We start from the raw sequence: 13,634 nt of genomic DNA on the forward strand, positions 1-13,634 counted from the left end.
TATTATTTCTCTTCTTTACGTCCACTAATCACTTTCCATAAGCCGGCTAAAAGTAAGCTTAGCATACCATAGATTGACCAAGAATTTGCTTTTTGACCAGTTTCAGGAAGTCTTGCTTCCCTTGAAAGAGCCACTTCTTTTGAAGAAGCATCATTTTCTTTGTGTTCAAGATTAGCGATTTCAACCTTTTGTTCTTTACGGAATTCCATAGAGTCCCGTCCTACTGGTGGTTGTTGATCCATTTGTCCTCCTGGCTTAAGATCAGAGCCACTTCCCTTGTCCTGCTGATTGTCCTTTTCTACTGCAGGATTCTTTTTAGCAATTGCTAGGATACGGTCTGCTAACTTAGCGTACTCGGTATCTTTCTCATTTGGCTGATAACGAAGTAAGAGAGATTGACTTTCTTCTACAATTGGTATCTTTGCAGAAATAGAATCTGTCTTAAACTTGACTTCGTATGGATCAGCATAATAAATGTAATCTGGGTCAAAAGCATGTAAGGTTAGGACCAGACGATGACCCTTTTTAACAGTATACAAGTTTGGTTGCAAGTACATAGTGTAGTTGTGGTACTCATTTTCTTTTAGATCGATTGAATGTCTAGAACTTGCCGAATTAAAACCTGAATCTGGGTTAGCCAAGTTCATCCAGCCTCTAGAAATAACCACGCTTTTCACTTTATGCGTCTTGTATTCTTTAACCGGAAGACTGTCTAGATTGCTACCATGCCAATCTCCTTTTTCATCAACCGTTTCTTTTTCTAGTGTACGAGTACTATAACCGTTCTTATCATAAGTGATTTCTTCTTTGACAACATCAAATTCCTCATCAGATACATCCATCAAAGTCGCGCTGACATGAGCATGCTTCTTATCACCTTTCAAGAAGGCTGCACTAAAATGAAGAGGAATATGGCCTTTAATGGTAATATCACGATCGACAGGAGCTGCATATGAAGCACTGACGGCGGATGAATGAAAGGCTGCGTCTTGGTTTCTCGTAGTCCAATTTTCACCTGTACCATAAAAATCACTGGATACAGTCACATCTTCTCTCTTGGAATAGGCACGAGCAGTGATTTTATTGTCTGTTTCCCATTTATCAAATCGACGCCACTTGGTTGGATCTAGGTTGTCCTGAGCAGTCACCTGCGGAAGATGTTCGATGCCATTTTGAAGACCAAATAAATAATGACTATACCATTGGTTCATTAAATCGTTAAAGGCTTGACCAGCCACTGTAGTTCCTGCCCAGCGAGTAGATGGATAAACGTGATTTCCTTGGTGGAGCAATACTTTTGGATCTATACCTGCCTTCTTATATGCTTCTAGCATTAATTCAAAATGTTTTGGTTTAACATTATCATCATTAAGCCCTTGGATCAGCAAGGGAGCAGCTTTTAGATTGGCTGCATTTAGGGTATAGTCACGCTTAGCATATTCTTCATTATAATTATGACCATCCTTGTGTTGCAGCTCGTTGAGTTTCGTGATATAAGCAGCATAGTAGTCTTTAATTTTATCCCAGTCATCCTTGTCTAAAATCCGACCAGAGGTATAAACAGACAACCAAGATAGATCATTTGAAGCTCCCGTATCAAGTGGAGATCCTTGACTATTAAAGTGATCATACCAACTGGCAATTCCCGCTGCCGGTACAATGGTTTTAAGACCTTCTACACCAGTAGATGCGACCCCAAAAGTTGTTGTTCCAGCCCAAGACAAACCAGTCATGGCAACATTGCCACTCGACCAATCCGCCTTAACCTCCCTATTGCTTGTTTTATCTGCATAGGCCTTGCGTTTGCCATTCAACCATTCGATAATACTCTTGTAGGCAGCAACTTCTAAATCAGAGCCAGTTGTATTGATTCCATCTGACCCTTTTGAGCCCAATCCACTACTTGTTACAACCGCATAACCACGGACTAGGTAATAATTGTACCAGTTCAGGTTTTCATAATCATAATGAGTATAATCATCAGAGCTTTCACGTGGATTGACATAGTACCAATCTTTAGGTTTAGTCGCTTTTGCAACCTCTTCTGTCGAAACTTCTTTGACTGCTTTTCTCTTGTCTGGCTTGGTATAGAGCTTAGCCATATCAAATTTGCCACCTTCTTTGAGACCCAGCCCTTCTAGGGTACGTTCTTCTGTCGTACCTGCAACGTATGGGCTAGCTTCAAAGATTGTCGGAGCTTTATAATCACCTTTAACAGCAGCCTTTGGAACTTGGACGAAAGTCTTTACCAAGTCTGGTTTCCCATCTCCATCTGTATCATAGTCCGTTTCAACATAAACAACATAACGGACAATATCACTATTCTCATATGAATAATGTTCAGGATCATCACCACGAGTAAATGGGAAAATAGGCTGTGCTCTACCATTCATAAAGAGAGGTGTCTTGCGCTCTGCTCTGTAAGCAGCATGGAGTTTTTTCGCTGCAGCAACCATAGTAACAAGGTCTGTAACTGGATCGGATCCTTTCGCCTTTTGGTCAATCATTCCTAGACTCTTAGCGAAGGCTAAACGATCCTGGTCAGTTGAACCAACTTGTCCTTCTTTTGTCGATGCCCATTTCAAAAGTTGATTAACAGCTTCGCTGATTGTTGCTTCCTTCTTAGAATCTTCCTCAGTCCTTGCTTGACCAGTTACTTCTGACAAGTCTGCTAAGGTCGTCTTAGGTGGATTAGACACTCTAGTAGCACTTCTATCATTTCCTGGCTCTCTACTCGAATCTACAGCTGTTGCATTGTTCTCTATCCTTGAATCAACTTTCTTTTCAGTATCACTACCAGTATCTGCTACTGGCTTTTCAGGAACCGCTCCCTTGTCCGTAGCTGATTTATCCGACACATTTGAAGACTCGGGGACTGCTTTATCGAAATGATTTTCCTTCTCACCTATAGATTGATTGGAATCAATTGCTTCCTCAACAACCGCTTTTTGCCCTACACCTTCAGTAGAGCTTTCCTTATTAACTTCAGCATTCTCACTTGATTCTACATGCTCAGATACCGATTTATCAGGACTAGACTCTTGATCCGTACCGGTCGCCAAGACTGGCTCGACACTATTTGTGCCAACTTCATCTGCTTGAACGTGACGAGCCAAAACAAGAGGACTAATCAATAAACTTGCAGCTACAATCGAAACAATGGTTGATTTTTTCATAAAATGACTCCTTATACCATGTTTTCAAAATCAGCAGTCAAGGCTAGTAGATACAATTTCCTTCACTGCCGTCTGATAAACAAATAACGAAAAAATTTTTAAATACATTCAGGACTTTCAAAAGCTTGAAGCGCTCCACCCCTCTTTCACTTTATAAAACGCCTCTTTTAAAAAGGCAAGATGACTCCCCCTCCTTATTGGAAATATCTGCTCTATTTCTTAAACTTAAATAGAAAGCAAGATCATTGAAGAGGAGAAACAATTAGGAAATTAAACTGTAATACACTATTTTAAAGGCCAATTAGTATCAGATACTGCAAAACATAAACTAGCAAATTACTGATAAATCAAGCCAAACTACTCATCATACTTTTCTAAGACTCACGTTATACTGAAAACACCTCTTAATCAAATAAATCCTATTGACTCTCATTTAACTACAGTCAAAGAGGCTTTCTGAGGGCCTCTTACTATTATTCTTCAGCAAACTACAGCTTCATTCTAACACTATATGTAAGCGCTGTCAATCTATCTTTGTCTATTTTACACAAAATCAAAAAAAAATAAGAACACCACATTGTTCTGTGGTGTTCTTATTAGATTGTAAAGTCTATTCCTGCTTGTCTAAGAGTTTTCAATTAAAAGGAAATGCTAAATCGCATCCATTTACCATCAACAGCTTCAAACTTATAAGCAAACTGATGCTTATCTAAAATTTGCTGAACGATAAAGAGTCCCAGGCCAGTCCCTCCATCTTTCCGATTTCGGCTATAATCTGGTCTGTAAAATGGTTGAAAAATCTGCTGAATCTGAGTCTCATCTAAAACGCGCTCAGCCTGATTTTCAATAACCAAGAGGTGTTCTTCAAGGCGGATTGAGATTTTCCCATTTTTAACGGTGTAGTTAAATGCATTATCGATCAGGTTTTTGATCGCCTTAACCAGGTAGATCTTATTGCCCTTCATATTAGCCTCTTCTAAACTAACTTGGAACTGATAGTGCTTCATGTCTGCCATCAGTTTGTAGGCGCCGAGATTTTCTTCTAGAACCTGCTTCAACGAAAAGACTTCCTCAGTCACCTCTGTTCCCATCTCCATTTTAGAGATAGCTAAGATGGACTGAACCAGAGCAGATTGCTCTTCTAAAATTTCTCGACATTTATGAAGGTAGGTATCTCGATCCTTGAATTCCCCCACACCGTATATCATACCGTCAATCATTCCCATCATACTGGTTATTGGCGTCTTTAACTCATGGGAAGTCATACGAAGGAATTCTGCCTTCTCCCTTTCACTCTCTGCAACCTTTTCATTTTCTACTTTCAACGCTTCCATACTTGTCAGCAGGTTGGCATAAAGGTGATTGATATCCTGGGCGAGTTCAGCGATTTCATCTTTTCCTTTAGCCACACAAACAACATCCGGCGCTAAACTGGTCATCTGACGAGTTGCAGCCGATATATCCTTTATCCGCTGACTAGAGGTCCGGCTGTAAAGATAGGCAGAAAGTCCTCCTAGGCTAAGGGATACGACTAAAACAAAAGGATAGAGATTGAGCAAAATATGACTGGCATCACTGACGGGCTGCAGAGAATATTCTCCCTGCAGGGTCAAGATTTTTCCATCTGATGTTTTAAGCTTCTTACTGATACTTTTATGCTTAGCTGTTCCATCAGCCATGGTAGGAAGGATTGTTAGTTGTAAGGAATCTTGCGTTTCACTTACTTCAACAGTCGGGTAAACGACCTGATCTTTGGCATCTGTCAAATTAAACCAGATTCGATTATTTTTATGACTATAATCAGTGAGAAGAGATTTCATTTCGTCAATCGACTTTCCCTTCATTTGCTGAGTCACTTGTTCAAATTCATGATTTGCTTCTCTACTCTTTACTTGTTCATAATAGATTGGCATAGCAAAATAGAGACTAGCTAGCACTACTGTGACAACGACAAAGATAATCGAACTAGTCAGCAGGAAATTCTTTTTTACAATCTTCACGCCTGATCTCCACCCAATTGATAGCCCATACCAGTAATGGTTGACAAAGGAATTCCAGGAACTTTCTTGCGAATATTCTTGATATGATTGTCCAAGACACGACTATCTAGCTCACTATAGCCCCAAATAGTATTCATAAGCTGGTCTCTTGTCACTAAATGGCCCTTACGTTTAGCAAGAACTTCTAGAATTTCATACTCCTTCTTGGTCAGAGCTAGCTTTTCTCCTTGCCAGAAAATCGTACAATCCTCTAAAACCACGCGCAAATCACCGATGACAATTTCAGAATAAACGGCAGTTCGACGTAAAATATTTTCTATTCTTTTCACCAAAATGAGAGGTGAAAAAGGCTTAGTCACGTAATCGCTGATCAAGTGATTAAAACTCACTAGCTGGGTATATTCATCATCTAGAGCAGTTAAAATCATGACTGGGATCTGCGATGTCTTACGGATTTCCTTGAGGACATCTAAACCACTAACGGATGGCAACATCATATCTAAAATGACTAAATCAAAAGTCTCTTCTTCAAACTGACGTAGAGCCTCTGCGCCATCATAAACAGGCGTAACACTGTAGTTACTTTCTTTTAAAAATTCACATATGACTTGGTTGATAGTAGTATCATCTTCTACGACCAAAATCTTATACATAACGACTCCTTATTACTTCTATTCAAAGCGCAAAGCTTCGATTGGATCAAGCTTGGACGCCTTGACGGCTGGTAGCAATCCAAATACTACCCCTATTATACAACAAAATAGCAAACTTACAAAGACTGAGAAGAGGGAAAGAATGTAAGGATAAGCCAGTGACTGAGTAATAGCAAAACCAGATAGGATTCCAGCCACTACTCCTATAAATCCACCCATCAAGGTCAAGATAACTGCTTCAATTAAAAACTGCTTGAGAATGATTTTTCGTCTTGCTCCCAAAGCCTTCTTAATACCAATTTCACGAGTCCTTTCTGTAACAGAGACTAGCATAATGTTCATAACACCAATCCCTCCAACCAGAAGGGAAATGCTGGCAATACCTGCCAAAAGTACAAAGTTTGATTGGTTCAAATTATCCAATTGGCGTTCAAATTCCTGTAAATTCAGCACCCCAAACATATAATCAGAACTAGGGACTTGTTGATTGAGATAATCTCCAACTTTTTTTGCTACCTTCTTCAGATCATCTGCTTTATAGGTTTGAACTGTCACCTCAGGATTGACATTCAACTCCTCAAAAAGCCTGTGCCATTGTTGGAGTGGAATGTAGGCAACCCGATCAGCTCCCGCTGTCAAGCCACTTTGTTCCGTAGACTCAAAAACACCAATTACCTTGAAAGGACTTCCCTTAACTTCAATGTATTTTCCAATCCCATTTCCATTTGGGAAAAGACTATCATAGAGAGATTTTTCCAGATAAGTAACCTGCTCTTGGTTTTGGAAAGCAGGATCCGAAAAATCTGCACCCTCAACGGTCCGCATTTTCTTGATTTCTGCAATATTTTGAGAAACAGCCTGTACCTTACCAGATGTTTTTTGTTCCAGATGGTAAATCTTGTCATCCGTTCCATAGGTTAAAAGAGCATTTTTAACACCAGGGATTTCTCGAATCTTATTTAGTATATCTTCACCCATGAAAGGGATGTAGCCAGGTTTTTTTGCCTGAGCCTTTTCAGGTATACTAGGGTCAATCACATTTTTCTTGTCATAGACCACTTTGATGGTATTATTACTGCCACCGATCAACTGTCGCTTGGTATTTTCTGTATTTCCTTCGATAATTGAAAAGATAGCAATGATGGCACCGATCCCAATGATAATTCCTAGCATGGTCAGCATTGAGCGCATTTTATGCGATAAAATGGAATTTAGAGCTACAAAAATATCTTCCATAAATGTCTTAATTCCTTTCTACCGCTTTGTGTTCAATATTTCCATCACGTAAAACAACTGTTTTCTTGCACATTTGAGCCACTTCTGGTTCATGGGTAATAATCACAATTGTCTTTCCAGCTTCATTAAACTGCTTAAAAAGTTCCATGATTTGTACGCTGGTCTTGGTATCCAAGGCCCCAGTCGGTTCATCTCCAAGAATAAAACTTGGGTTAGTAACCAAAGCGCGGGCAATGGCTACCCGCTGCTTTTGTCCCCCTGATAATTCCATCGGCTTAAATTCGCTTCGCTCTTCTAAGCCTACCAAACATAACATTTCCATTGCCCGTTCCCGTCTTTCCTTTTTGGGAATCTTCATATAAGTTAAAGGCAATTCCACATTTTGACAAGCTGTTAATTTTGGCATCAGATTGAAGTTCTGAAATACAAAACCAATCTTTTGATTTCGTAAATCTGACAATTGATTGTCTGATAGATTGGATACATCTGTACCTTCAATATGATAAGTTCCAGCATTAGCCTTGTCCAGACATCCAATGATATTCATCAAGGTTGATTTACCAGATCCAGATGGCCCCATAATAGCCAGAAAATCTCCTTCTTCCACATGTAAGTCAATTCCTTTCAAAATCGGAAACTCTTGACTTCCTTGCTGGTAAGACTTATGAATTTCTTTAAGCTTTAACATCTGCTCCTACCTCCATGCCCTCTTTCATACCTGTCTTCACACTAGAGATACTGTCTTCCATCTTCAAACCTTCTGTGATTTCAACAAGCGAACCCTTAAGGGCCTTGGTCTTAACTTCTTGTTTTTTGATCTTTTTGTTTTCAACTTTCCAAACATAAGATTTACCGTTTTCTGTGAACACATAAGATTTATTCACAACAACCTTGCCAGCTTCAGGCGCATTTTCAATAACATTGACATAAGTATGAGAACCAATCAAAGGCATATTTTCGGCTTGGTCTAACTCTACTTTATATGGGTATTTAGCTTGATTTGGATTTTCCTGTTGTTGTTTGTTACCATTTGCTGCTGCATCCGCTGTAAGAGTACCGACTTGGGTTACTGTGCCTGTCCATTTTTTCTTAGGATTTTTACGGTCAACTACTTCAACTTTTTGTCCAACTTGTAATTTCTCACGATCAAATTCACTAACGTTCCCTTTTACAAAAGTCTTGGACTTGTCCATGATTTCGATAAAGTTTTCTTCTTCTTTCTTAGCTTTTGATTGAGTCGGTAAGTCTTCATTCATAGAAGTGATAGTGCCCGCTGTATCTGCTGTTACTGTATCATATTTCATTCGGTCTGATTCAGTTTGAGCTGTTGCCTGAGCTTTTTCTGCTTCTATCTGAGCATTCTTTACTTCATTATCAGCTGAATTCGCATCGCTTAAACTTTGAGCAACTTCATCTTCTGCAGATTTGATCTGCTCTAGTAGAGACTCATCATTATTCGCATTGTATTTTTCACGCAAACTGTTCAAATGGGCTAATTTACGATTATAAGTCTCCCACTTAATTGAGGCATTACTTTGCGCCGTACTAATACTATTAGACTTAGCCTGGGCATCATATTGAGCTGATTGAGCCGTCAGCTCTTGGGACGTTACATAGGAAAAGAGAGGCTGTCCCTGTGTGACAGTGTCGCCATTTTTGACGAATACTTCCTTGACCTCACCTTTTGATGGATCGATCTTAACCTTACTGCTATTATTCGGTGCAACTTCACCAGATAAAACCAAGCTTTTCTTCTTAGCTTCATCCACAGCTTCTTGAACTGTTTTAGAGTCAACTTTGTTGTTAACAACAACAGATTGATTTTGACCTGGCTGCAAAAGGAAGTACCCTCCCACAGCTGCACAAGTCAATAAAGCTACACTACTGATTAAAATAATTTTAGAATTTTTCTTTTTTCCTCGTAACATACTGCCTCCAAGTCTCACGACCACTCATTATTATTCTGCACTTGAATCTGCTGTATCTGTATCTTCTTCATTATCAACTGGAATTTGAACAATATTACCATCTGGCATAGTATATTCTGTCACTTCTTTCCCATCAACCACTTTGTTTTTCTTATCTACAGCATCCTTCTTGTAATCAATTGGCTTGCCATCTAAGGTCTCTGTTTTTTGCTTATCCTTATTTCCACAAGCTGCCAAAAATAAAATTGAGAGTCCTAAGACTGCGATAAGAGTAGCTAATTTTTTAAAGTTCATGATGTTCTCCTTTTTAGTAAGTTATTGGGTTAAAATCTGTTGTAAATGTTTTTATCAACAAAGATAAACAGCTTTTTAACCTTTTTGTTTTGTTTGAACAAATCTATTCTAACAAAGCTATCTAAGACCCTCCTACCTGCCATCTGTTTTTTTTGTGTTTTTTAAACTGATACTATTCTTTTGAATTTTTTGCATATCCTATCATGAAAACCAATCCAAGCTATTTTATGATATAATGACAATATCTTTAATAAACACCAATACGAGGTAAGATTATGACACAAACAGTTTACTTTGGTACCTATACCCGACGGGAGTCAAAAGGTCTTTACAAGGCCGATTTTGACTCAAATAATGGAATTTTGTCAAACTTAGCGCTAGTGGCCGAAGAAGCCAGTCCAACCTATCTTGCATTTGACGCTGCTGATCATCTCTATACTGTGGGGGCTGAAAATGGGCAAGGAGGAATTGCTGCATATGATAAGGATTTCAAGCTTTTAAATCATGTCGTTGAAGAAGGAGCTCCACTCTGTTATGTTGCAGTAGATGAAAAGCGTGATTTGGTATATGGAGCCAACTACCATAAGGGCCAAGTCTTAGTCTACAAGCGTTTATCTGATGGCAGTTTGGAGCTAGCAGATTCAGATACACATGAAGGATCTGGTCCACATGAGAATCAAGCTTCTGCTCATGTTCACTTCACTGACTTAACACCTGATCAATACCTAGTTACATGCGATTTAGGAACTGACCAAGTGGTAACCTATGACCTTTCAGAAGATGGGAAACTGGAAAAATTAGATACTTACACTTGCGCGCCTGGTGCTGGAGCACGCCATCTAGTCTTCCATAATTATTACAAAATGGCATATCTCATTTGTGAACTAAACTCAACGATTGAAGTTCTTATCTATGATGGTGTTGGCCAATTTGACCACCTACAAACTATCTCGACCCTACCTGAAGACTTCACTGGAGCAAATGGTACTGCTGCTATTAGACTTTCTGCAGATGGCAAGTTTCTCTATGGATCAAATCGCGGACATGATTCAATCGCTGTCTATAAAATTCTCAAGGATGGCAGCTTGGAATTAGTCGAAATTACACCAACCAATGGAAAGAATCCACGAGATTTTAATATCACACCTGATCAAAAGTACATTATTGCTGTTCACCAAGATTCTGACAATGCGACAGTTTTCAAACGTGATATAGAAAGCGGTAAATTAACAGAAATCTCTCATGACTTTTATGTTCCTGAATCTGTCTGTGTCACCTTTAAGTAAGCAGATTCCTTGCTTTCTATTTAAAAGTTTGATTAAATTATTACCGTATGAAAAAATGACTAAGGAGCCTGTTATGAATCCCCTAGATTTATTTAACCAAGTAAAAGAAATGATCGAAAAGAAAGATTTCGATGCAGCTAAAAAGTTTGTTGAAGATAATAAAGACAAACTTGGCGAATACCTAGACCAAGCCAAAAAATTAGTAGCTGGAAATGAAATGGCCAGTGACGCTATCGATAAAATCAAAGGTTTGTTTTAAGCAAACTAAAAAAAGCATCCTCATTGAGAGATGCTTTTTTATATATACACAAATTTCAGATACTGGCTAGGCATTTTAAAAAATAGATCCCAGTTTCTATTTAAAAACTGGGACTTCAGTACTAAATATTAATCTGACTTTCTTCTTTTCTTTGCCCTGTAACAAACATGGTAAATGTTGCCTTGCAGACATTTTCTTTTTCTTGATTGCTAATAACCACATCTACTACTCTCGTTTTACGTCCTGGATGAACACAGGTCCCTGAGATAGTAAGCTTATCACCAGCATGTCCTGCTCGCAGGTAGTTAATTGAAGACTGGAGCGTTACTCCATCTAAACCTTGTGATATCAAGACTAGACCAGAAATCTGATCACAGAGAGTAAAAAGGTAGCCACCGTGAGCATTACCATAATAGTTTAGAGAAGACGTCACCACTTCGGTCGTAACAATGACTTGGCCATCCTCCATTTTTTCAATTTCGTAGTTCTCAAATGCTGAAATCGCATCAAAGTGAAAATCTTTCATTTATTTCTCCTCACAATCTGTGTCTTATCATACTACTTTTCATCGATTCAAGCAAGGAAAGTCCCCAAGAAGTCGATAAATACTCTGATTCTAGCTAATCTATTGTCTTTGCTGATTTCTTTTATTAATAAAGCCTTTTAATTCTTCCAATCGTTCTCTTGTTAGCGATTGAGCAAGAAAAGCATCTTCGTTAACATCTTTGGCTTCATTAAATTCATGCATAGGAACATTATCATACTGCTTTACATTTACTGGTATAAGCTTCCCTTCGCCATAAGTTATAATCTCTATATTACTATCACTAAAAAAAGCTCCATAGTAGTCTTCTCGAACTACTACTGTCTGCCCTTTTTCCTCAAGATAGGCATAATGGCTTACTGGAACATAAATTGTAAAAAGAAAGCCAATTATAGGAGAAACTGCCAACAGCAACAAACCTAAAGTAAGAGCAGGATAAAGAACCCATTTGTATCTTTCAATCAATAAATAGAAAGCGAGGAATAAAAAGAGAAAAGCAAGCCACGGACTCAACTGAGGTTTCCACAATATACTGGTGACCAAAAAGAATAAAAGAACCGCTAAAAGTGCCAGATTCCTAGACTTCCATCGATGAGCTACAAGAAGTCCAACAATCAAGAGAATAAGAGCTGGCCACTCTCTACTTAGAATATATAGAAGAAAATAAATCATCTCCCGAGTCTCCCTTTACTTTATTCAAAAATCCCTCAAGTCAAGCTTGAGGGATCCTTACTTCATTCAATCTGAATGAATTATTTTTTCAAGTTGTAGAAAGATTGAAGACCTTTGTATTGAGCAACTTCACCAAGTTGATCTTCGATACGAAGCAATTGGTTGTATTTAGCAATACGGTCTGTACGTGAAAGTGAACCAGTCTTGATTTGACCTGCGTTAGTTGCAACTGCGATGTCAGCGATTGTTGAATCTTCAGTTTCACCTGAACGGTGTGATACAACTGCAGTGTATCCAGCTTCTTTAGCCATTTCAATCGCTTCAAAAGTTTCAGTAAGAGTACCGATTTGGTTAACTTTGATAAGGATTGAGTTAGCAGCACCTTCTTTGATACCACGTGCAAGGTAGTCAGTGTTTGTTACGAAGAAGTCGTCACCAACAAGTTGTACTTTCTTACCAAGACGTTCAGTAAGAGCTTTCCAACCATCCCAGTCATTTTCATCCATACCATCTTCGATAGTGATGATTGGATATTTGTTAACCAACTCTTCAAGGTAGTCGATTTGTTCTGCAGATGTACGAACAGCAGCGCCTTCACCTTCAAATTTAGTGTAGTCGTATACTTTACGTTCTTTATCGTAGAATTCTGATGATGCACAGTCAAATCCGATAAATACATCTTTACCTGGAACATAACCAGCAGCTTCGATAGCAGCGATGATAGTTTCTACACCATCTTCAGTTCCTTCAAAACGAGGAGCGAATCCACCTTCGTCACCAACGGCAGTTTCCAAACCACGAGATTTAAGAATTTTCTTAAGAGCGTGGAAGATTTCAGCACCGTAACGAAGAGCTTCTTTGAATGTTGGAGCACCAACTGGCAAGATCATGAACTCTTGGAATGCGATTGGAGCATCTGAGTGAGATCCACCATTGATGATGTTCATCATTGGAGTTGGAAGAACTTTAGTGTTGAATCCACCAAGGTAGCTGTAAAGAGGGATTTCAAGGTAGTCAGCAGCAGCACGAGCTACAGCGATAGACACACCAAGGATTGCGTTTGCACCCAATTTACCTTTGTTAGGAGTACCGTCAAGAGCGATCATTGCACGGTCGATAGCTTGTTGGTCACGAACATCGTAACCGATGATAGCTTCAGCGATAACATTGTTTACGTTATCAACTGCTTTTTGTGTACCAAGACCACCGTAACGAGATTTGTCGCCATCACGAAGTTCAACTGCTTCGTGTTCACCTGTAGAAGCTCCTGAAGGAACCATTCCACGTCCGAATGCACCTGATTCAGTATAAACTTCTACTTCAAGTGTTGGGTTACCGCGTGAGTCTAGGACTTCGCGAGCGTAAACATCAGTAATAATTGACATTTCTTACTCTCCTTTGAGTTTTTTTATTTACTCTTCTATCATACTCTAAATAAGCGTTTTTTTCAAGAAAAAATCGTCTCTTAACCTTAAAAAATCTAGATTTATCAAGCAACCGCTTACACTTTGCATGCTTTTTCTATTTTTATGAAATATTATGAAAATAAGTATTTTTGCAGCCCCTACGACTTTATGCTATACTAA

Annotated in this window: 12 protein-coding genes; 2 read left to right on the forward strand and 10 right to left on the reverse strand. The window is 38.9% G+C overall.

All coding sequences use genetic code 11. The features are described 5' to 3' along the window. Window positions 1-2: 2 nt before the first annotated feature. The 7 genes from PCY06_RS02595 to PCY06_RS02625 form a co-directional block, all read right to left on the reverse strand. Window positions 3-3,176 (reverse strand): CocE/NonD family hydrolase, encoded by a 3,174-nt coding sequence (locus tag PCY06_RS02595; protein WP_082307539.1) that lies wholly within the window; start codon window positions 3,174-3,176, stop codon window positions 3-5. Window positions 3,177-3,814: 638 nt separating this feature from the next. Continuing rightward, window positions 3,815-5,176 (reverse strand): HAMP domain-containing sensor histidine kinase, encoded by a 1,362-nt coding sequence (locus PCY06_RS02600; protein ID WP_012130501.1) that lies wholly within the window; start codon window positions 5,174-5,176, stop codon window positions 3,815-3,817. Beyond that, complete coding sequence (locus PCY06_RS02605; protein ID WP_008809355.1) at window positions 5,173-5,829, reverse strand: response regulator transcription factor; 657 nt, start codon at window positions 5,827-5,829, stop codon at window positions 5,173-5,175. The genes PCY06_RS02600 and PCY06_RS02605 overlap by 4 nt, the downstream gene beginning before the upstream one ends. Before the next feature lie 18 nt (window positions 5,830-5,847). Then, window positions 5,848-7,065, reverse strand: a complete 1,218-nt coding sequence (locus PCY06_RS02610) for an ABC transporter permease (RefSeq protein ID WP_008809356.1) — start codon at window positions 7,063-7,065, stop codon at window positions 5,848-5,850. A 7-nt stretch (window positions 7,066-7,072) separates the two neighbouring features. Then, complete coding sequence (locus tag PCY06_RS02615; protein ID WP_082307538.1) at window positions 7,073-7,753, reverse strand: ABC transporter ATP-binding protein; 681 nt, start codon at window positions 7,751-7,753, stop codon at window positions 7,073-7,075. Further along, the gene (locus tag PCY06_RS02620) at window positions 7,740-8,993 is read right to left on the reverse strand and encodes an efflux RND transporter periplasmic adaptor subunit (RefSeq protein ID WP_082307537.1); all 1,254 of its coding nucleotides are present in this window, start codon (window positions 8,991-8,993) and stop codon (window positions 7,740-7,742) included. Before PCY06_RS02620 ends, PCY06_RS02615 begins: the two co-directional genes overlap by 14 nt. 30 nt (window positions 8,994-9,023) lie before the next feature. Continuing rightward, the gene (locus PCY06_RS02625) at window positions 9,024-9,287 is read right to left on the reverse strand and encodes a hypothetical protein (protein ID WP_053794510.1); all 264 of its coding nucleotides are present in this window, start codon (window positions 9,285-9,287) and stop codon (window positions 9,024-9,026) included. A 275-nt stretch (window positions 9,288-9,562) separates the two neighbouring features. Here PCY06_RS02625 and PCY06_RS02630 point away from each other — a divergent pair, with 275 nt between their 5' ends. Both PCY06_RS02630 and PCY06_RS02635 read left to right on the forward strand, forming a co-directional pair. Next, window positions 9,563-10,573, forward strand: a complete 1,011-nt coding sequence (locus PCY06_RS02630) for a lactonase family protein (protein WP_082307536.1) — start codon at window positions 9,563-9,565, stop codon at window positions 10,571-10,573. A gap of 73 nt (window positions 10,574-10,646) precedes the next feature. After that, window positions 10,647-10,832: a hypothetical protein gene (locus PCY06_RS02635; RefSeq protein WP_045503673.1), complete on the forward strand. Its 186-nt coding sequence runs from the start codon at window positions 10,647-10,649 to the stop codon at window positions 10,830-10,832. Between the two features lie 121 nt (window positions 10,833-10,953). On the opposite strand, the gene PCY06_RS02640 is transcribed toward PCY06_RS02635, so the two are convergent. The 3 genes from PCY06_RS02640 to eno form a co-directional block, all read right to left on the reverse strand. Next, window positions 10,954-11,358 carry a PaaI family thioesterase gene (locus PCY06_RS02640; protein WP_060970156.1) on the reverse strand — a complete coding sequence of 135 codons (405 nt, stop codon included), beginning with the start codon at window positions 11,356-11,358 and terminating at the stop codon, window positions 10,954-10,956. 99 nt (window positions 11,359-11,457) lie between these two features. Then, window positions 11,458-12,048: a hypothetical protein gene (locus tag PCY06_RS02645; RefSeq protein ID WP_060970155.1), complete on the reverse strand. Its 591-nt coding sequence runs from the start codon at window positions 12,046-12,048 to the stop codon at window positions 11,458-11,460. An 80-nt stretch (window positions 12,049-12,128) separates the two neighbouring features. After that, complete coding sequence (gene eno, locus PCY06_RS02650; RefSeq protein WP_045503682.1) at window positions 12,129-13,433, reverse strand: surface-displayed alpha-enolase; 1,305 nt, start codon at window positions 13,431-13,433, stop codon at window positions 12,129-12,131. Window positions 13,434-13,634: the final 201 nt, after the last annotated feature.

This window comes from Streptococcus sp. SG1 (assembly GCF_030439935.1).
Classification (GTDB): domain Bacteria; phylum Bacillota; class Bacilli; order Lactobacillales; family Streptococcaceae; genus Streptococcus; species Streptococcus gordonii.

Bases quoted from the DNA above. Each gene is read 5' to 3' on its own strand.
- PCY06_RS02595 (WP_082307539.1), bottom strand. From the start codon at position 3,176: ATGAAAAAATCAACCATTGTTTCGATTGTAGCTGCAAGTTTATTGATT.
- PCY06_RS02605 (WP_008809355.1), bottom strand. From the start codon at position 5,829: ATGTATAAGATTTTGGTCGTAGAAGATGATACTACTATCAACCAAGTC.
- PCY06_RS02610 (WP_008809356.1), bottom strand. From the start codon at position 7,065: ATGGAAGATATTTTTGTAGCTCTAAATTCCATTTTATCGCATAAAATG.
- PCY06_RS02615 (WP_082307538.1), bottom strand. From the start codon at position 7,753: ATGTTAAAGCTTAAAGAAATTCATAAGTCTTACCAGCAAGGAAGTCAA.
- PCY06_RS02620 (WP_082307537.1), bottom strand. From the start codon at position 8,993: ATGTTACGAGGAAAAAAGAAAAATTCTAAAATTATTTTAATCAGTAGT.
- PCY06_RS02625 (WP_053794510.1), bottom strand. From the start codon at position 9,287: ATGAACTTTAAAAAATTAGCTACTCTTATCGCAGTCTTAGGACTCTCA.
- PCY06_RS02630 (WP_082307536.1), top strand. From the start codon at position 9,563: ATGACACAAACAGTTTACTTTGGTACCTATACCCGACGGGAGTCAAAA.
- PCY06_RS02635 (WP_045503673.1), top strand. From the start codon at position 10,647: ATGAATCCCCTAGATTTATTTAACCAAGTAAAAGAAATGATCGAAAAG.
- PCY06_RS02640 (WP_060970156.1), bottom strand. From the start codon at position 11,358: ATGAAAGATTTTCACTTTGATGCGATTTCAGCATTTGAGAACTACGAA.
- PCY06_RS02645 (WP_060970155.1), bottom strand. From the start codon at position 12,048: ATGATTTATTTTCTTCTATATATTCTAAGTAGAGAGTGGCCAGCTCTT.
- eno (WP_045503682.1), bottom strand. From the start codon at position 13,433: ATGTCAATTATTACTGATGTTTACGCTCGCGAAGTCCTAGACTCACGC.